The sequence below is a fragment of the Moraxella pluranimalium genome (assembly GCF_002014825.1).
In the GTDB taxonomy this organism is placed as follows: domain Bacteria; phylum Pseudomonadota; class Gammaproteobacteria; order Pseudomonadales; family Moraxellaceae; genus Moraxella; species Moraxella pluranimalium.
Genome location: NZ_MUYU01000018.1, coordinates 100,028 through 118,727 on the forward strand (window position 1 = coordinate 100,028; position 18,700 = coordinate 118,727).

17 protein-coding genes are annotated in these 18,700 nt (G+C 48.7%); 13 read left to right on the forward strand and 4 right to left on the reverse strand.

The features are described 5' to 3' along the window. Window positions 1-10: 10 nt before the first annotated feature. Entirely contained in the window at window positions 11-1,954 is a 1,944-nt protein-coding gene (locus B0680_RS07975; RefSeq protein WP_078254571.1) for an ABC-F family ATP-binding cassette domain-containing protein, read from the reverse strand. A 175-nt stretch (window positions 1,955-2,129) separates the two neighbouring features. On the opposite strand from B0680_RS07975, the gene B0680_RS07980 reads away from it, so the two are divergent. The 6 genes from B0680_RS07980 to B0680_RS08005 all read left to right on the forward strand — a co-directional run bounded on the left by B0680_RS07980 (window position 2,130) and on the right by B0680_RS08005 (window position 8,593). Beyond that, window positions 2,130-2,678 (forward strand): carboxymuconolactone decarboxylase family protein, encoded by a 549-nt coding sequence (locus tag B0680_RS07980; RefSeq protein ID WP_078254572.1) that lies wholly within the window; start codon window positions 2,130-2,132, stop codon window positions 2,676-2,678. A gap of 190 nt (window positions 2,679-2,868) precedes the next feature. Beyond that, window positions 2,869-4,029, forward strand: coding sequence for an acyl-CoA dehydrogenase family protein (locus B0680_RS07985; RefSeq protein WP_078254573.1), 1,161 nt, complete (start codon window positions 2,869-2,871; stop codon window positions 4,027-4,029). Between the two features lie 10 nt (window positions 4,030-4,039). Further along, entirely contained in the window at window positions 4,040-5,401 is a 1,362-nt protein-coding gene (locus B0680_RS07990; protein WP_078254574.1) for an FAD-dependent oxidoreductase, read from the forward strand. A 78-nt stretch (window positions 5,402-5,479) separates the two neighbouring features. Further along, window positions 5,480-6,877 (forward strand): CmpA/NrtA family ABC transporter substrate-binding protein, encoded by a 1,398-nt coding sequence (locus tag B0680_RS07995; RefSeq protein ID WP_078254575.1) that lies wholly within the window; start codon window positions 5,480-5,482, stop codon window positions 6,875-6,877. Continuing rightward, window positions 6,874-7,749: a nitrate ABC transporter permease gene (gene ntrB / locus B0680_RS08000; RefSeq protein ID WP_078254576.1), complete on the forward strand. Its 876-nt coding sequence runs from the start codon at window positions 6,874-6,876 to the stop codon at window positions 7,747-7,749. Before B0680_RS07995 ends, ntrB begins: the two co-directional genes overlap by 4 nt. Further along, complete coding sequence (locus tag B0680_RS08005) at window positions 7,739-8,593, forward strand: ABC transporter ATP-binding protein (protein WP_078254577.1); 855 nt, start codon at window positions 7,739-7,741, stop codon at window positions 8,591-8,593. Before ntrB ends, B0680_RS08005 begins: the two co-directional genes overlap by 11 nt. A 57-nt stretch (window positions 8,594-8,650) precedes the next feature. On the opposite strand, the gene argH is transcribed toward B0680_RS08005, so the two are convergent. Further along, window positions 8,651-10,033, reverse strand: coding sequence for an argininosuccinate lyase (argH, locus tag B0680_RS08010; protein ID WP_078254578.1), 1,383 nt, complete (start codon window positions 10,031-10,033; stop codon window positions 8,651-8,653). Between the two features lie 152 nt (window positions 10,034-10,185). Between argH and hemC the strand changes: the two genes are divergently transcribed. The 6 genes from hemC (at window position 10,186) to B0680_RS08040 (ending at window position 16,586) form a co-directional block, all read left to right on the forward strand. Beyond that, on the forward strand, window positions 10,186-11,151 hold the full coding sequence (gene hemC / locus B0680_RS08015) for a hydroxymethylbilane synthase (protein WP_078254579.1): 966 nt from the start codon (window positions 10,186-10,188) through the stop codon (window positions 11,149-11,151). After that, the gene (locus tag B0680_RS08020) at window positions 11,108-11,932 is read left to right on the forward strand and encodes a uroporphyrinogen-III synthase (RefSeq protein ID WP_228143779.1); all 825 of its coding nucleotides are present in this window, start codon (window positions 11,108-11,110) and stop codon (window positions 11,930-11,932) included. The genes hemC and B0680_RS08020 overlap by 44 nt, the downstream gene beginning before the upstream one ends. Window positions 11,933-12,090: 158 nt before the next feature. Further along, window positions 12,091-12,621 (forward strand): nucleotide exchange factor GrpE, encoded by a 531-nt coding sequence (gene grpE / locus B0680_RS08025; protein WP_078254581.1) that lies wholly within the window; start codon window positions 12,091-12,093, stop codon window positions 12,619-12,621. 201 nt (window positions 12,622-12,822) lie between these two features. Next, a complete protein-coding gene (gene dnaK, locus B0680_RS08030) occupies window positions 12,823-14,733 on the forward strand; it encodes a molecular chaperone DnaK (RefSeq protein ID WP_078254582.1) in 1,911 nt (636 codons plus the stop codon). A 223-nt stretch (window positions 14,734-14,956) separates the two neighbouring features. Continuing rightward, window positions 14,957-15,211 (forward strand): (Na+)-NQR maturation NqrM, encoded by a 255-nt coding sequence (gene nqrM / locus B0680_RS08035; RefSeq protein WP_078254583.1) that lies wholly within the window; start codon window positions 14,957-14,959, stop codon window positions 15,209-15,211. A 184-nt stretch (window positions 15,212-15,395) separates the two neighbouring features. Continuing rightward, on the forward strand, window positions 15,396-16,586 hold the full coding sequence (locus B0680_RS08040) for an MFS transporter (RefSeq protein WP_078254584.1): 1,191 nt from the start codon (window positions 15,396-15,398) through the stop codon (window positions 16,584-16,586). Window positions 16,587-16,669: 83 nt separating this feature from the next. Here B0680_RS08040 and hisH read toward each other — a convergent pair whose 3' ends face one another. Together hisH and hisB are read right to left on the reverse strand one after the other, a co-directional pair. Beyond that, window positions 16,670-17,305 carry an imidazole glycerol phosphate synthase subunit HisH gene (hisH, locus tag B0680_RS08045; RefSeq protein ID WP_078254585.1) on the reverse strand — a complete coding sequence of 212 codons (636 nt, stop codon included), beginning with the start codon at window positions 17,303-17,305 and terminating at the stop codon, window positions 16,670-16,672. Between the two features lie 7 nt (window positions 17,306-17,312). After that, window positions 17,313-17,906, reverse strand: coding sequence for an imidazoleglycerol-phosphate dehydratase HisB (gene hisB, locus B0680_RS08050; protein WP_078254586.1), 594 nt, complete (start codon window positions 17,904-17,906; stop codon window positions 17,313-17,315). A gap of 220 nt (window positions 17,907-18,126) precedes the next feature. Between hisB and def the strand changes: the two genes are divergently transcribed. After that, window positions 18,127-18,645: a peptide deformylase gene (gene def / locus B0680_RS08055; protein ID WP_078254587.1), complete on the forward strand. Its 519-nt coding sequence runs from the start codon at window positions 18,127-18,129 to the stop codon at window positions 18,643-18,645. Window positions 18,646-18,700 lie beyond the last annotated feature (55 nt).

Consider the following 18,700-nt stretch of genomic DNA (forward strand, 5'->3'; position numbering starts at 1 on the left):
TCATTTCTTGTTATGCCAAGTCCGCTTCAAGTGTCTCAAGCTCATCCATCGCTGTGAGCATACTCTCTTCAGCGCTGTCGATTTTGGCTTTGATGTCGCTTTGTTCGTTTAATAATTCTAATAACTTTGGCTTATTGGCATCATCATACAGACTGCTGTCAGAGAGTGTGGTTTCTATCGTTTCAAGCTTGGCACTCAGCGTCTCAAGCTCACTTTCTAGCTTGGCGATTTGTTTGCGCAGTGGCGCAGTCTGCTCACGGATTTGGGCATTTTTTTTGCGTCGCTCTTCTTTGCTTAGCCCATCATTGGCAGGGGTCTGTGCTTGTGGGTTAGCACTGTCAGCTTTGACGGGTTCTTTTGATTCTTTGTGGGCAAGCTGTCGTTCTTGGCGAGCTTTTTTGAGATGCTCGGCATAGTCACTCATATCACCGACAAACTCAGTGCAGCGACCATCGGCAACCAGCCACAGCTCATCACACACCGATAGGATCAAATCACGATCATGCGACACCAAAATCAATGCCCCTGCAAAGTCTTGCAGTGCAAGCATCAACGCATTTCGCATCTGCAAATCCAGATGGTTGGTCGGCTCGTCAAGCACCAAGACATTGGGGCGTTGCCACACCAATAATGCCAGCATCAGCCGAGCTCGCTCACCGCCCGAGAACAGTCGGCTCACCGTGTCAATACGCTCACCCCGAAAATCAAAACTACCCAAAAACGCCCGCAAATCCGCATCCGATGTCTGCCCTGCGATGCGTCTTAGCATCAGCATCGGCGTGGCATCATCATCTAGGCTGTCCATCTGATGCTGATTAAAATAGCCCAGTTTCAATGTCTCAGACACCTTATGCACACCGCTAATCAGTGGTAGCTCACCGACCAAGGCTTTGATTAAGGTGGATTTGCCTGCGCCATTTGCCCCTAGAATACCCATGCGTACGCTTGGGGTGATTTGTAAGTTTACCTTAGAAATCATCGGCACGCCATCATAGCCGATGGTGGCATTATCAAGGCTGATGAGCGGGGATGCCATGTGCGATGGCTCATAGAACTTAAAACTAAACGCACTATCCGCCATCACAGGGCTTAGCTCAGTCATACGGTCAAGCTGTTTGATACGGCTTTGGGCTTGCTTGGCTTTGGTCGCTTTGGCACGAAAACGGCGGATGTAGTCTTCTAGGTGCGCACGCACGGCTTGCTGTTTTTCGTAGGCTTGTTGCTCTTGGGCAAGTCGTTCGGCTCGGGTGCGGACAAATTGGCTATAATTGCCTGTATATAAAGTGATTTTGCCCTGCTCAATGTGCAAAATATGCCCACAAATGGCGTCCAAAAATGCTTGGTCGTGACTGATGAGCAAAATGAGTCCATCGAACTTTTGTAGCCATTCTTCGAGCCACAAAATCGCATCCAAATCCAAATGGTTGGTCGGCTCGTCAAGCAATAGCACATCAGCACGGTGCATCAAGGTGCGAGCAAGGTTTAGACGCATTCTCCAGCCGCCTGAGAACATCGCCACCGCCCGAGCGTGCTCAGCTTCACCAAAGCCCAAGCCTGACAAAATCATCGCCGCCTTAGCACGGGTGCGATAGCCATCAATCTCTTCAAATCGCTGATAAATCGGCGCAATCTCATCGGCAGACAGCGTATCTTGGCGGCTGATTTTGTCATTGAGTTGCCACCATTCGGCATCGCCAGAGAGTACATAGTCGATGGCAAGCATATCGGTGGCATGAATCTCTTGCGCCATATGAGCGATTTGCCATGACGACGGCATCGAGACCTGCCCAAGATCGGTGGTATATTCACCCAAGATGGTGGCAAACAAGGTGGATTTGCCCGTGCCATTATTGCCCGTCAGACCGATTTTTTGTCCTTTGTGTAATTGTAAATTGACATCGCTAAATAGCAGTCGCCCTTCTCGGCGCACCGCCACATCTTTAAATTCAATCATGCTGTGTATCTACTGGTAAATAATGGCTTATTTTAGCACATTTGCCTTATAATGCAGATAAAGTGGCGCACAAAACCGCCATCGCTGATAAATTTATCCTACGCCCCTTGCAAAAGCCCATCACCATCCCTATACTAAGCCCATCTTTCACTTAACTTTTTATAAGGAAAACAAGATGGCTCGTCTAACCGTCAATACCCTAGAAACCGCCCCAGAAAAAGCCAAAGAGCGCATGGAAATGGTACAAAAAGCCAATGGCTTTATCCCAAATCTGATTGGCGTACTTGCTAATTCACCACAAGCGCTTGAAATGTATCAAGAAGTGGGTAAACTCAACAGCCGCACCAGCCTAACGCCTGAAGAAATCGAAGTGGTGCAAATCACTGCAGCGGCGCACAATGGCTGTGATTTTTGTGTGGCGGGTCATACCAAAATCGGTACACTTAAATTAAAAATGCCTGAAAATGTGCTAAACGCCCTGCGTGCTCGCACCACCATCGAAGACAACGCCAAATATCAAGCGCTAGCACAGTTCACCATGCAGCTGATTGATAAGCGTGGTAAAGTATCTGATGAAGAACTAGCAGCGGTCAAAGCAGCAGGTTATAGTGAGCAAAACATCCTAGATGTGGTGCTTGGTGTGGCACTAGCGACCCTGTGCAACTATGCCAACAATGTCGCCCAAAACGACATCAACCCAGAATTGCAGGCGTATGCGCCCTAAGCTTGGACAGCTTAAGCTCGGCCAACATAAGCCCTGAACGCAAGTTTGGGGCTTAGTTGTATTAATATCCAAATGATGTACCGATAAATACCTATCCTTAGTCAAAAACAGAATAAGAAATTTACCGCACACCTGCCTATAATAATCTGTTTATTTAATTTTTAAGCCGTTGTACCGTTTGGGGTCTTGTATGCATCAGTTTGACTCGTATTTTGCCGACACTTCATCCATCAATCCTGCCACCGATGCCGTCTTGGCGTGGCAATCGCCTGATTTTTTGACCAATATCAGTCAAACCGCACGCCAATCACTTGACCCCATCGCCATTGACAAAGGCTATTATCCGACTGCCGAGATGGCACAGCTGGCTCGACTTGGGGCATTTTCGGCGCATTTGTCTAGCCAAGGCAGCCGCTTTGGTGATGCCATCCTTGCCACTGCCAAGATTGGTGAAGTCTGCGGTACGACAGGCTTTTTGTCATGGTGTCATCAGGTGTGTGGCTTGTATCTTGACCAATCAGAAAATACCACGCTCAAGGCGAACATCCTACCAAGCCACATTGTCGGTGATAGCTTTGGCGGTACGGCATTGTCCAATCCAATGAAAACTTTTGCCAATATCGAATCGATGATTTTGCGAGCGACCAAAGTCGATGGCGGTTATGTAGTGTCAGGTACACTGCCATGGATTAGCCACATTGCGCCGAACCAATACTGCGGTGCCATCGCTCGTGTGGACGGTGAGAATAAAGATGTATTTTTCTTGCTAAGCTTTGATGACGCACGCCGTGGACAATGGCAACTAAACGCCTGCCCGACCTTTAGCGGTATGGAAGGCTCAAGCACTTGGCAGATTGAGCTCAATCAGTACTTTGTGCCGACAGACACCATCATCGCCGACCCTGCCAAAGCCTTTATTGAGCGTATTCGCGGGGCGTTTGTGCTGATGCAGCTTGGCATTGGCGCAGGTATTATCCAAGGGGCGATTAACGACATCATCGCTGTCGATGCTCAGCTTTGCCATGTCAATCAATACCTAGAAGACCAAGCAGGCACACTGCAAGAGTCACTAGATAAGCTTGTGGCACGCACGCTTGACCTTGCCAAGACACCGTTTGAGTCGCACAAAGAATTTTTCCTAGATGTGCTAGATGCTCGCATCCAAGGGGCACAATTATCACTCACCGCCACCCAAGCAGCACTACTACACCAAGGCGCAAAGGGCTATCTGATGACTGCTGCACCACAGCGTCGTATTCGTGAAGCGCATTTTGTGGCGATTGTCACGCCTGCCATCAAGCACCTACGCAGTCTGTCACAGCAGCTGATGAGCGATGTATCACCAACCTAAGGAATGAGCAATGAGTGACATGATAGCACCTATGAACATGGACAAAGACGGCAACCCAACCGATGGCCGTGGTGCATGGCGACAATATCTGTGCCGTGCTTGTGGCTGGATTTATGATGAAAAATTGGGCGACCCTGATGGCGGACTGCCTGCAGGTACTCGCTTTGAAGATATTCCTGACGACTGGATGTGCCCACTGTGTGGCGTGACCAAACGAGACTTTGAGCCCTTTGTTCAGCGAGAAACCTTGGCGGTCATCGCCAAGCCCTGTGCCGATAATGGTGTCATCGTCATCGGCGGTGGTACGGCAGGTTGGACAGCGATTGAAGCGCTACGCAAGCTTGATGATTGCCTCCCTATCACGCTCATCACCTCTGACAGCGGTGACCGTTATATGAAGCCGCAGCTGTCCATTGCCATCAGCCAAAACAAAACGCCTGATGTGCTCATCACCAAAAAAGCGATTGACCTTGCCAAAACGCTCGATGTCAACCTGATTGCCTATACCTTTGCCACCGCCATTGACAGCGATAAACAACTGGTACGCACGACACGGGGTGATTTTGGCTATCGCCATTTGATTATTGCTCAAGGGGCGACACCATTTTTACCACCAAGCCTGCCTGCTGATAAAGTCTGGCGGATTAATCACATTGATATGTTTGGTCAATTACAAGCCAAACTATCTGCCCGTCCAAACCAACACATCGCCATCATCGGTGCTGGTATGATTGGCGTGGAGCTTGCTGAAGACATCGCCAAAGCAGGTCATCAGGTCACACTCATCAACCGTGATGAGTTGCCCCTTGCCGAAATCCTACCGCCAATCGCAGGTCAAAAAGTCCAAGATGCGCTCACTGGCATCGGTATCCGCTATCATGGCAGCGCTACCGTGCATGGCATCGACAAGACAGCTGACGGCTATCAAATCCATCTTGATAATGACATCATCACTGTTGATGAAATCGTGGCAAGCACGGGGCTTATCACCGACAATCGCTTGGCACGCATGGCAAACCTTAAGCATACCCCACAAGGCATCATCGTCGATAGCCATACCCTACGCACATCCAATCCGCATATTTTTGCCATCGGTGACTGTATCGTGATTGATGGCAAGCCATGCCGTTTTGTTGCACCACTGCGTGAGCAAGCCGCCGCCATCAGCCACGAAATCTTATCCTTGCCACACGCAGGCTATCAGCACAAAGCGCCACTGGTTCGCCTAAAAACCAAGTCCATCATCGTCTCGGTCACAGGCAATCCTGACAAAACTTGCGACTGGCAAATCATTGACGATAGCGATACGCTGTTTGTAATGACCCAAGCGCGTGACGGCGTAACCACTGCCAAGATTGAGCTGAAGTTATAATCATATCCTAAAAGTGAATTTACCATGCCGACGCTTTTGGGCGTAACATGGTGCTGTTTTTTATTCTAAGTGTTTATTATGTCTAATATTTTTCGCCCCTTTGATGATAAGCCCATTCAGTTTGGCTGCTCGTGTGGCAAACACAATAGCCAAACAGAGTGCAATCAAAGCCTGCTACTTGATGAGCGATTTGCCCATGTCCAAAACGACAGCCGCAGCGAGCATACCACCACCGATATGATTGAAGCGGTGGCAGTCAAGGCACTGTTTCCACATGAGCCGACTCGCCGTGCGTTTTTAAAATCAGTCGGTAAAGGCACTGCCCTTGCCGCCATCGCAAGCGTCTTGCCCCTAGCAAGCCTACAAGAAGCTGCCGCCATTGATGTGCTTAAGCCTGAAAAAAAGAGCGTGGATATTGGCTTTTTGCCGATTTTATGCTCAACACCGCTGATCATGGCTGACCCATTGGGCTATTATGAAGAGCAAGGCATCAAGGCCAATTTGCATAAGCGCGCAGGCTGGGCGCTCGTGCGTGACCAGATGATGAACCGAGAGCTTGATGCGACGCATTTTTTAGCGCCGATGCCACTTGCCATCAGTCTTGGCTTGGGCTCAGCCAAACAAGACATGAAAGTCGCCGCCATTCAAAACACCAATGGTCAAGCTCTGGTGATGGCGCTCAAGCACGCCAATAACCGCGACCCAAAGAACTGGAAAGGCTTCACCTTTGCCATTCCTTTTGAGCATAGCATTCATAATTATCTGCTCAGATATTTCTTGGCAGAACATGGACTTGACCCTGATAAAGATGTCAAGCTTCGCCTGACCACACCGCCTGATATGATTGCCAACCTAAAAGCAGGCAACATTGACGGCTTTTTTGGACCCGAGCCGTTCAATCAGCGTGCCGTTTGGGATAAAGCAGGCTATATCCACACATTGAGCCGTGATATTTGGCTAGGGCATCCGTGCTGTTCGTTTGGTACTTCACAAGCGTTCATCAATGAAAATCCGCAAACCTTTTTGGCAATGTATCGTGCGATTATCAAAGCCAATGTCATGGCAAATGAGCCAAGCATTCGCAAAGACTTATCCAAGCTGCTCTCGCCTGCCAAATACCTAGGTCAGCCTGAATTGGTGCTACGCCAGTCCATCATGGGGCGTTTTGCCGATGGCGTGGGCAATGTCCAAGATTTCCCTAACCGCATGGGCTTTGATGTCATGCCATGGCAGTCGGTGGCGGTGTGGATGCTGTCGCAAATGAAACGCTGGGGCTATCTAAAAGACAACATCAATTATCAAGATATCGCAAATCAAGTGTTTATGCTCACCGATGCCAAAAAACAAATGCAAGAAATGGGCTACACCGTCAAAGAAAACGAACCACAAATCACCGTGATGGGTAAGGCGTTTGACGCAAGCCGTCCTGATGAGTACATCAATTCCTTTGCCATCGGTCAAAAGGTGAGCGTATGAAACTGACAACCAAAACCAAAGGCTATCTATTATCCCTACTCATCGTGCTTGCGACGCTTGGCGTCTGGCAATGGGCGACCTTGCCACAAAAGGTCTATGCACCGACCGACCCGCTCAAGCTTGAGTACAGCGTACTGATGGGTGATATTCCTGAATTTACTGAGCCTGGTGCATTGGTCGCAAGCCAAAAGAGTGAATTTCCTACGCCGAGCGACTTTGGGCAAACAGCCGCCAAGCACCTGTCCAATCCCTTTTATGATAATGGCTTAAATGATAAAGGCATTGGTATTCAGCTTGGCTATTCTATTGGGCGGGTGCTCTTAGGCTTTTTGCTTGCGATGATGGTGGCGATTCCTTTGGGCTATGCCATTGGTATGTCGCCGATTTTGGGCGCAGCTGCCACGCCGTTTGTGCAGATTTTAAAGCCGATTTCACCGCTTGCGTGGATGCCGATTGCCCTTTATACGATTAAAGATTCTAATGCGTCCAGTATTTTTGTGATTTTTATTTGTTCTATTTGGCCAATGCTCACCAACACCGCCTTTGGGGTGGCGTCTGTCCGCCGTGAATGGCGTAATGTCGCCAAGACGCTTGAGCTGTCGCCTTTACAGACCGCTACCAAAATTGTCATTCCTGCTGCCGCACCGACCATTGTTACGGGTATGCGTATTTCTATGGGGATTGCGTGGCTGGTGATTGTTGCTGCCGAGATGCTCGTGGGTGGTACGGGCATTGGTTATTTTGTGTGGAATCAGTGGAATAATCTATCGCTTGCCAATGTGATTTTTGCTGTGCTGCTGATTGGCTTGGTGGGTATGGTACTGGATATGCTGTTTGGCGTGCTACAAAAAAAGGTGAGCTATGTTGAATAATGATGGCAAATTGATTGAAGTTGGCAGTCTGTCCAAACGCTACGGCGATGGCGATAATGTCTTTGAAAATGTCAATTTTGATATTTATAAAAATGAGTTCATCTGCTTGATTGGACATTCAGGCTGTGGCAAATCGACAATTTTAAACGCCCTAGCAGGACTTGAAAACGCCACATCAGGCAGCATCACCATGAATGGTAAAGAAGTTGTCAAACCAAGCCTTGAGCGGGGTGTGGTGTTCCAAAGTCATGCCCTGCTCCCATGGCTGACTGTCGGCGAGAACATCGGCTTTGCTCTAAAAGCAAAAACGCCCAACATCAGCGCCAATGACCTTGCCCAAAAAATTGATTTTTATCTAGCGATGGTCGGACTTAGCAAGGTCAAAGACAAAAAGCCAAGTCAGCTATCAGGCGGTATGAAACAGCGTGTGGGGATTGCCCGTGCCTTTGCCACACAGCCAGAGCTGTTACTGATGGACGAGCCGTTTGGGGCACTGGACGCTTTGACTCGTGGGGTGATTCAAGATGAGCTCGTGAATATCGTCGATGAAACGCAGCAGACGGTGTTTATGATTACCCATGATATTGATGAAGCGATTTTGCTCGCTGACCGCATATTTTTGATGAGTAATGGTCCACGGGCGTTTTTGGCGGAGATTGTCGAAAACACCATTCCGAAGCCACGCCACAGGGATAATATCCATCATCATGCGCATTATTATAAAATTCGCAATCATCTCTTGGACTTCTTGGTGCATCGCAGTAAAGCACTACAACAGCAGAGCGAACGCCCAAGCCATCCAAAGGTCATCAACTTTAGCCAAATGGCGTGGGATGGCTTATAAATCACCAAAAAAATCAGCCCAAAACCTATGCTTTGGGCTGATTTATCATTCAAGCAATCAAATCCGCTCACGACCACGGGCAATCGCCGCCTTGACCTGATTTGGCGCTGTACCACCGATGTGATTACGGGCGTTGAGCGAGCCTTCTAGTGTCAAGCACTCAAAGACATCATCGCCAATGAGTTCACTAAAGCTTTGTAGTTCAGCTAGGCTAAGCTCACTTAAATCCACACCTTTGGCGACGCCTAACGCCACAGCCTTGCCGACCACTTCATGCGCATCACGGAATGGCAGACCTTTTTTGACCAAATAATCCGCCAAATCGGTCGCTGCGGCATAGCCTTTCATCGTCGCCGCTCGCATATTCTCGCTATTTGGCACAAGATTTGGCAACATATCAGCAAAGGCAAGTAGTGAGCCTGTCAAGGTATCCACGCAGTCAAACAGCGGCTCTTTGTCTTCTTGGTTGTCTTTGTTGTACGCCAGTGGCTGATTTTTCATCAAGCTCAGCAAAGTGGTCAACTGACCAAACACGCGCGCCGCCTTACCACGCACCAGCTCCGGCACATCAGGATTTTTCTTTTGTGGCATGATGGATGAGCCTGTGCAGAAGCGGTCAGGCACTGCCACAAAGCCAAATTGCGCACTCATCCACAGGATAATCTCTTCGCTCATGCGAGATAGATGCATCATCAGAATCGACGCATTGGCGGTAAATTCAATGGCAAAATCACGGTCGCTGACAGCATCTAGCGAATTTTGGCAAATACCTTCAAAGCCGAGAAGTTCAGCGGTGATGGTGCGGTCAATCGGATAAGTCGTGCCTGCTAGAGCTGCACTGCCTAGTGGCATCTGATTGATACGACGGCGAGTGTCAGCAAAACGCTCGCTATCACGGGTCAGCATCTCAAACCACGCCATCACATGATGACCAAAGCTCACCGGCTGCGCTGTTTGTAGATGGGTAAAGCCCGGCATGATGGTGGTGGTGTGCTTATCCGCCAAATCCAATAAGCCTGATTGCAAGCGTTTTAGCAATACCAAGATATTATCGGTCTCATCTCGTAGCCACAGGCGAATGTCGGTCGCCACTTGGTCATTGCGACTGCGTCCTGTGTGTAACTTTTTGCCGACATCACCGATGATGGCAGTCAGACGGCTCTCGACATTCATATGTACATCTTCGAGTGCCACCGACCATACAAATGTGCCATTATCAATCTCGGCTTGGACTTGCTTTAGGCCATCGACGATGGTTTGGCTTTCGTCCATCGTGATAATCCCACAGCGACCCAGCATGGTGGCGTGGGCAATAGAGCCTTGGATGTCTTGTTTTGCCATGCGTTTGTCAAAATTCACCGATGCGGTAAATTCGGCGACAAAGCTGTCGGTCGCTTCACTAAAACGACCGCCCCACATACTTGAAGTTTGTTCACTCATGATAAATCCTTTGATTTACTTAACTTTGCCAAAGTATAACACATCTTCGCCATCGCATTCATCAATTATCCGCAGGCATAACATGGCTTTTATGCCCCAAAGGTTTTATAATAGGATAATTTTTATGATTTTTGCAAAATTTGGACACGCTTATGACCACTCGCACACTGACCATCGCCACTCGCCAAAGTCCATTGGCACTATGGCAAGCCAATTTTATCAAAGATGCGCTTGAACGCCTGTACCCGCAGATGACCGTCACCTTACTTGAGATGGTGACTCGTGGCGATAAGATTTTGGATACGCCACTTGCCAAGATTGGTGGCAAGGGTCTATTTGTCAAAGAGCTTGAACAGGCTCTATATGATGGGCGTGCTGATATTGCCGTGCATTCGCTCAAGGATGTGCCGATGGTATTGCCCGAAGGCTTGACGCTTGGGGCGTATTGCAAGCGTCATGCACCGACCGATGCTTTTGTGTCAAATGCCTTTGCAAGCCTTGATGAGCTGCCAAGTGGTGCAGTGCTTGGCACATCTAGCCTACGCCGTGAATGCCAGCTTCGTCAAGCTCGCCCTGACCTTATCATCAAAAGCCTGCGTGGCAATGTCGGCACACGCCTAGCCAAGCTCGATGCTAGTGAATATGATGCGATTATCCTAGCCACGAGCGGACTTCAGCGACTAGGACTCGATGCTCGCATTCGCCATGAGCTCAATGAATCGCTATCGCTACCTGCGGTGGGTCAAGGGGCGCTTGCCATCGAATGCCGAGCTGGTGATGATGAGATGTTGTCACTACTCGCACCGCTCAATGACACCGCCACTGCCCTGTGCGTGATGGCAGAGCGAGCGATGAATCGTACGCTAGAAGGCGGCTGCCAAGTGCCGATTGCAGGCTTTGCTACCATCGATGATGGCACACTGCGCCTGCGTGGTCGTGTCGGCTCTGTCGATGGCAAGGTGCTACTAAAAGCCGAAAACACCATCACCCTAGGCGATGATGAGACTGCCAATATCACAGCAGTAGAAGCGCTTGGCGAACAAATCGCCCGTGAGCTACTCGCCCAAGGTGCGGATGCGATTTTACAAGAAGTGTATCAATCCGCTGATAACGCCTAATATGCCAACGACCTTGCCCGTGCTCATCAACACCCGCCCTATTCATCGGGGTGATGTCATCCGTCAGATGGTGGGCGTGACAGTGGTGGATTTACCATTACTTGAGATTCGCTCACTGCCCATCGCTGATGATGCACGGGTGATGATGGCGCAGTTTTGTCAAGGGGGGTATGATGCACTGGTCATCACCAGTGTCGAGTCAGCACGGCGAGCCTTGGACTATCTGCACACGCATCAGGTGGCTATGCCCATCCATCTGCCAAATACACCCATCATCGCCGTCGGCACTGCCACCGCCCAAGTGATGCAAGTGCATGGCTTTGATGTCATCTTGCCCCAGACCACCAACAACGAAGGGATGCTAAGCCTACCGCAAATCGCAAGTCTGACAGCACATGACCGAGTGCTGATTTGGCGTGGGGTTGGCGGACGGCGACTGCTACACGACACGCTGGTGGCAAAGGGCGTGCACATCGATGCGATTGAGTGGTATGAGCGGACGACACCGTCTGATTTGTATGATAACTTTAGCGCCATCTTGCCGACATTGCCCACCATGCCTAGCCATGCCCATGTCATCATCAGCAGTGAGATGGCGTATCAAGCTTGGGCAAGCCTACCGCACGCAGGGACGAGCTATCATTATTTGGCACTGGGCAAGCGACTTGCCCGCATCATCCGTACGCACGAGCCATCAGCCATCATCAGCACGATTGATGATTTGTCCGTACAGGCGATTGGGCGTGCTATCCATACCAAGCCATCAGCCATCATTGCATAACTATCGCAACGGATTATCCGTCACACCCGCCATCGGTACGATTACTTGGCGATTTTTTGCCAAAAATTTCATCTTTTATCACCCCATTCCCTTGAAAAAATACCCCTTTACCATTATCAATGTAGGGATTTTCATTGAAACTAAATTTTGGGGTAATTATGACCGAGCAAACCAACAACGACATCTTGGATGATAGCGTAGAAACCATCGAGCAAGCGACCGAGCTTGACGAAGTTGCGACACTCAAAGCCACCATCAGCGAGCTTGAAGCACAAGTCAAAGACGCCAAAGAAGTCGCCGCGCGTGCCAATGCCGAATCCTACAACGCCCAGCGTCGTATGGAACAAGAAACGGACAAGGCAAAAAAATACGCCCTACAAAAATTCGCCAAAGAACTACTCGATGTCGTCGATAACCTTGAGCGCGCCATCAAAGCCAGCGAGAAAGCAGGCGCTGATGACAGCACCCTTGAAGGGCTAAAACTGACCCACAAATCACTGCTTACCGTCCTTGAAAAAAATGGCGTGGTCGCAGTCGGTCAAGTTGGTGATGCTTTCAATCCTGATATTCACGAAGCTGTTGGCATCTTCCCTGATGCCGAAAAAGACACCATCGGTCAAGTGCTCCAAAAAGGCTATACGCTCAACGAACGCACTCTACGCCCTGCAATGGTGCTTGTTGGCGGCTAATGCGTTGACTTGGGATTTATTGAATGATTTCAATGGTTTAAAAGTCAAAAATTTTTGAAAAAAATTCAATTTTCTCCCTTGAAAAGTACAAAATCACACAAATATAGCAGTTAAGCTTGGCAAGATTGTTAAAATAAAATTTTCAACCTTGCCTAATTAGTAAAAATTTTCACATTAAAATATCTAAAATTGGAGTAAACTATGTCTAAAGTAATCGGTATTGACCTAGGTACCACCAACTCATGTGTGGCTGTCCTAGAAGGTGACAAAGTCAAAGTCATCGAAAACGCAGAAGGTGCGCGCACCACGCCATCAATCGTTGCGTTCAAAGATGGCGAAATCTTGGTCGGCCAATCGGCAAAACGCCAAGCCGTCACCAACCCAAAAAACACCCTATTTGCCATCAAGCGTCTGATTGGCCGTCGTTTTGAAGACAAAGAAGTCCAAAAAGACATCTCACTTGTCCCATTCAAAATCGTCAAAGCTGACAATGGCGATGCATGGGTAGATGTCGATGGCAAAAAACAAGCGCCACCACAAATCAGTGCTGAAGTACTGCGTAAAATGAAAAAGACTGCTGAAGACTATTTGGGCGAGCCTGTGACTGAAGCCGTCGTAACCGTACCTGCGTACTTCAACGACGCACAGCGTCAAGCGACCAAAGATGCGGGTAAAATCGCAGGTCTGGATGTCAAGCGTATCATCAACGAACCAACCGCTGCTGCCCTTGCTTATGGCATGGACAAAAAAGGTGGCGATAAGACCATCGCTGTCTATGACCTAGGTGGTGGTACATTTGACGTGTCAATCATCGAGATTGCTGATGTCGATGGCGAACAACAATTTGAGGTACTAGCAACCAACGGTGACACTCACCTTGGCGGTGAAGACTTTGACTTGGCATTGATTGATTATTTGGTTGAAGAGTTCAAAAAAGAACAAGATGTCAACCTAAAAGGCGACCCACTAGCGATGCAACGCCTAAAAGAAGCTGCCGAAAAAGCCAAAATTGAGCTATCAAGCAGCCAATCAACCGAAGTGAACTTGCCATACATCACCGCTGATGCGACAGGTCCTAAGCACCTTGTCATCACCATCAGCCGTGCTAAGCTTGAGAGCCTAACCGAAGAGATGGTTGCTCGCACGATTTTGCCTTGCAAAACTGCACTAGAAGATGCTGGCCTATCTACCAGCGACATTGATGATGTCATCCTAGTCGGTGGTCAAACTCGTATGCCACTAGTACAACAAAAAGTACAAGAATTCTTTGGCAAAGAGCCACGCAAAGATGTGAACCCTGATGAAGCGGTCGCAATGGGTGCAGCAGTTCAAGGTGCGGTACTGTCAGGCGACAAAAAAGATGTATTGCTACTAGATGTGACCCCGCTTACCCTAGGTATCGAAACCATGGGCGGCGTGATGACTGCGATCATCGAGAAGAACACCATGATTCCAACCAAAAAATCACAAGTGTTCTCAACAGCAGCCGACAACCAACCTGCGGTATCAATCCAAGTGTATCAAGGTGAGCGTAAAATCGCCAACCAAAACAAACTGCTTGGCAACTTTGATTTGACTGACATTCCACCTGCACCACGCGGCGTACCACAAATCGAAGTCACCTTTGACATCAACGCTGACGGCATCATGAACATCAGCGCCAAAGACAAAGGCACTGGCAAATCACAGTCAATCCAGATCAAAGCCGACTCAGGTCTGTCTGATGCCGAGATCGAAGAGATGATCCGTGCCGCTGAAGCGAATGCTGCTGAAGATGAGAAATTTGCTGCCCTTGCCAATGCTCGTAACGAAGCAGACGGCCGTATCCATGCTGTCCAAAAAGCACTCAAAGATGCTGGCGACAAAGCAACTGCCGAAGAAACTGCCGCTGTCGAAGAAGCCATCAAAGCGCTAGAAGCAGCGACCAAAGAAGACAATGTCGATGACATCAAAGCCAAGCTTGAAGCACTTGACAATGCCTTCTTACCAATCGGTCAAAAAATCTACGCCGATGCTGGTGCACAAGGTACTGACGCACAGCCACAACAAGATGCTAAGCCTGCCGATGATGGCGTGGTGGACGCTGAATACACCGAAGTCAAAGACAAATAATCCAAAGTTTTTGTTCAAGACATCAACAATGACCCGTCCGTGTGATGGGTCATTTTTTTATAAAACTGCTTAGCAAGCTTAGTTTTGGATTTGCTAATAAACACAGCTTTTGTTAAACAAAGTCATACAAAACGCCAAACACAGTGACAAATCTTAGCCAACATTCATCAGCAAAAGTGATATAATAACCACAATCCTTGTAAACCTATAAAGTGAGACAGCCATGAGCGACATCATCAGCCAATTCATCCCCATTTTTGCGGTGACTTTTGGGGTGTTTCTACTGTTTTTCTTATTCATGGGTGTTGGTTATTTGGTCAAAAAACAACCACTCAAAGGCTCATGTGGCGGCGTTGCCAATTTGATGGGTGATGAGTATTGCCAATTTTGTGGCAATGACCCCAACAAGTGCGAAAGCCAAGCCAAGCTGGATGCTGACACCAAATCCAAAGCCGAAAGCTTGTCCAAGCCTGCTTAATCACACTCATATCACGCACAAGACTTGGTTGCATTACACCAAGTCTTTTTGTTTTTTTCTTAGGCACTTAAACTCTAGCCCGTCCTTTACCAAAAGTTGGCTTAGTCCCAATCTTTTTTTGACTATTGGCAATCAGGTTTCATGTTACAATATCGCAAATTTTAAGCCATTTTGCCATATCATCATGACACACCCAACCACCACCAAAGCTCGCTTTATCGTGCCACTGCTCATCATTGGGCTTATCTTGGCTGCGACCAATATGCGCTCGCCGATTGTGATGATTGGCTCGATTGCATCGATGCTACAGCAGACATTGGGACTTGGCGCTGGTGATATTGGCTTGCTGGGTGCCTTGCCCATGCCGTTATTTGCCATCGGTGCGCTGATTGCACCCATGCTTGCCAAGCGGTTTGGGCTAGAGATCATGATGATTACCATGACAGCGCTGTTGACGCTTGGCGTGGCGACTCGTGTCTGGGCAGGTGCGCCATTGCTATTTGCAGGGACGCTTGTGCTGTCGTTCGCCATCGGGATGCTCAACGCACTCACCGCCCCTTTTATCAAAAACTACGCCCCCAATCATATTGCGCTTGCGACAGGTATCTTTAGCCTGAGTATGTCAGCCATCGCAGGTATCAGTGCGGTGGTGGTCGTGCCGATGGCGGATGGCTTGTCGTGGCAGGCGGCGCTGAGTAGCTGGGCGATATTTGGCTGTATGACGACACTGATTTGGACGCTGATTTATCGGACACGGCACACGCAGACAGTGGCAGATACGGCAGTACAGCACACGGTTCGCTTTCGTCCGTGGCGTAGCTTGTCTGCTTGGCAGATGGCAGTGATGATGGGTGTGCAGTCGTTTTTATTTTATACGGTGGCAAGCTTTTTGCCATCGATTGGTACTAGTTTTGGGCAAGATTTGGGGCGTGCCACGCAGACGGCGTTGATTTTTCAGCTGATGGCACCGCCTGCGATTTTGCTGTTGACTTATCTGATTCGCCACGCTGTGCCCACACGTATCATCGGTGCGACAGGCTGTGTGTGCAATGCCATCGGCGTGCTTGGTATTTTGATGATGCCAAGTCAGCTCGTGCTGTGGTCGGCGGTGATGGGCTTTGGCTGTGCGGTGGTGTTTACCTTGTCGCTGATGATGTTCTCACTACGCACTAGTAGCACGGAGAACGCTCGGGATTTATCGGGCATGGTGCAGGCGGTAGGCTATTTTATTGCGATGTTTGGGCCGCTGAGCATGGGCTGGCTGTTTGAGACCTTTGGCGATTGGCAAGTGCCGCTGATTGTCTTATCTGTGCTCATGCTTATCAATGTGCCTGTGGGATTTTTGGCAAGTGCTGAACATAAAGTGGATGACTGATACCGCTTGACGCAGTCAGATACCGTCACTTGACTTACCAAAAAAACACCCCAAAAGCTGATTTTGGGGTGTGTTGGTATCTTTCACGGTTGCCACTTGATAAAATTGGATAACAGTTTTAGCCCTGCGTTGTGGCTTTTTTCGGGGTGGAACTGAGTGATGAACAGATTATCCCGAATGATGCTTGAGCAAAATTTCTCACCGTACTCGGTGGTGGCGATGATTAAATCATCATTAGGCGCAGGATCGCAGTAGTAGCTATGAGTAAAATAAAAATGCTCATGATTACAGCCATCCCACAGCACATGGTCGGTGTCGGCATCGACACGATTCCAGCCGACATGGGGGATTTTGATCGCATGACCATTTTCGACCCAAGTCTCATCAAACAAGCGCACTGCCCCTTTGATGATGCCAAGACATGGCACGTCGCCTTCTTCAGAATAATCAAACATCGCCTGCATACCGACACAAATTGCCATCACAGGCTTGGTCGCTAGCACATCTTTGACTGCCACATCAATGCCATGCGCCACCATATTTGCCATCGCATCACGCATCGCACCGACACCTGGCAATAGGATTTTGTCCGCTGATTGGATGACTTTTGGGTCGCTTGTGATGACGACATCGCCACCAGCGACACTTAGGGCGTTTGCCACAGAATATAGGTTGCCCACGCCATAGTCGAGTAGCGCAATCGTTGGAGTAGTCATCATCGCTCCCTTATAGCATCTCTTTGGTTGATGGTAATTGGTTCAAGGCACGCTCATCGTACTCGATCGCCATGCGTAGCGCACGAGCGAGCGCCTTAAAGACACTCTCAATTTGGTGATGGCTGTTTTTGCCTTTTAGATTATCAATGTGCAGCGTGATAAAGGCGTGATTGACTAGCCCATAAAAGAACTCTGAGAACAAATCGACATCCATCGTGCCAATGTGCGAGCGGGTAAATGGCACATCCATATGTAGCCCCGGGCGACCTGAAATATCCACCACGACACGGCTTAGACTCTCATCGAGTGGTGCATAAAAATGCCCATAACGGCGAATGCCTTTTTTGTCGCCCAAAGCCGCTTTGAGCGCCTGACCGATGGCGATGCCGACATCTTCGACACTGTGATGGTCATCGATGTGTGTATCACCCACGCATTTGACATCTAGGTCAATCAAGCCGTGGCGTTTGATCTGATCAAGCATATGATCCAAAAACGGCACGCCCGTATCGAGCACACCTTGACCTGTGCCATCTAGATTGATGCTGACGCTGATTTGAGTTTCGGCGGTGTTGCGTGTGATGGTGGCGGTGCGAGCACTCATAAGTTATCCTTTGCTGACTTTTTTAAATAAGCCAATATTTTGGCATAAATTACCCACCTTGCCAACTGCTATCTTGATGAATTGATGATTTTATAAAATCAATGATGAAAATTGAGAAAAACTTTGGATAAATTGGTTGGTAATTTGTCATTTTGCCCCCATTTTCGTTATAATAGACGATTCATTTTTGAGACATTTTAAGAAATACAACGAGAAAATTATGGCACTATTACCGATTTTGGCTTATCCTGACCCACGCCTGCGTACCATCGCACAGCCTGTGGCGGTCGTGGATGAGACCATCAAAACCTTGATTGATGATATGTTTGAGACCATGTACGATGCTCGTGGTATTGGTCTTGCGGCGACACAGGTGGATCGCCATGTGCAGGTGATTGTGATGGATCTGGCAAGAGATGGCGAAGAGCCACAGCCGCAGGTCTTTATCAATCCTACCATCACCCCACTGACCGATGAGACCAAGCCCTATCAAGAAGGCTGTCTGTCTGTACCTGAAGTCTATGACGAAGTCGAGCGTCCTGCCCGTGTCAAAATCGATGCGCTTGACCGTGATGGTAAACCATTTAGCATTGATGCTGATGAGCTATTGGCGGTGTGTATTCAGCATGAGATGGATCATCTAAATGGTAAGCTGTTTGTTGATTATCTATCGACACTCAAGCAATCTCGTGCCCGTGATAAGGTCAAAAAAGTGCTCAAAGCCCGAGAAAAACGCTAATTTTTCTAGTCTTGTAATACACAAAAAACCCATCAAAATTGAACCGACCCCCAAT

Coding starts and splice junctions, on each gene's coding strand:
- nqrM (WP_078254583.1), top strand. CDS start 14,957: ATGAGCGACATCATCAGCCAATTCATCCCCATTTTTGCGGTGACTTTT.
- hemC (WP_078254579.1), top strand. CDS start 10,186: ATGACCACTCGCACACTGACCATCGCCACTCGCCAAAGTCCATTGGCA.
- B0680_RS08040 (WP_078254584.1), top strand. CDS start 15,396: ATGACACACCCAACCACCACCAAAGCTCGCTTTATCGTGCCACTGCTC.
- B0680_RS07980 (WP_078254572.1), top strand. CDS start 2,130: ATGGCTCGTCTAACCGTCAATACCCTAGAAACCGCCCCAGAAAAAGCC.
- ntrB (WP_078254576.1), top strand. CDS start 6,874: ATGAAACTGACAACCAAAACCAAAGGCTATCTATTATCCCTACTCATC.
- B0680_RS07995 (WP_078254575.1), top strand. CDS start 5,480: ATGTCTAATATTTTTCGCCCCTTTGATGATAAGCCCATTCAGTTTGGC.
- B0680_RS08020 (WP_228143779.1), top strand. CDS start 11,108: ATGCGATTTTACAAGAAGTGTATCAATCCGCTGATAACGCCTAATATG.
- hisB (WP_078254586.1), bottom strand. CDS start 17,906: ATGAGTGCTCGCACCGCCACCATCACACGCAACACCGCCGAAACTCAA.
- B0680_RS08005 (WP_078254577.1), top strand. CDS start 7,739: ATGTTGAATAATGATGGCAAATTGATTGAAGTTGGCAGTCTGTCCAAA.
- hisH (WP_078254585.1), bottom strand. CDS start 17,305: ATGATGACTACTCCAACGATTGCGCTACTCGACTATGGCGTGGGCAAC.
- B0680_RS07990 (WP_078254574.1), top strand. CDS start 4,040: ATGAGTGACATGATAGCACCTATGAACATGGACAAAGACGGCAACCCA.
- argH (WP_078254578.1), bottom strand. CDS start 10,033: ATGAGTGAACAAACTTCAAGTATGTGGGGCGGTCGTTTTAGTGAAGCG.
- dnaK (WP_078254582.1), top strand. CDS start 12,823: ATGTCTAAAGTAATCGGTATTGACCTAGGTACCACCAACTCATGTGTG.
- def (WP_078254587.1), top strand. CDS start 18,127: ATGGCACTATTACCGATTTTGGCTTATCCTGACCCACGCCTGCGTACC.
- B0680_RS07975 (WP_078254571.1), bottom strand. CDS start 1,954: ATGATTGAATTTAAAGATGTGGCGGTGCGCCGAGAAGGGCGACTGCTA.
- B0680_RS07985 (WP_078254573.1), top strand. CDS start 2,869: ATGCATCAGTTTGACTCGTATTTTGCCGACACTTCATCCATCAATCCT.
- grpE (WP_078254581.1), top strand. CDS start 12,091: ATGACCGAGCAAACCAACAACGACATCTTGGATGATAGCGTAGAAACC.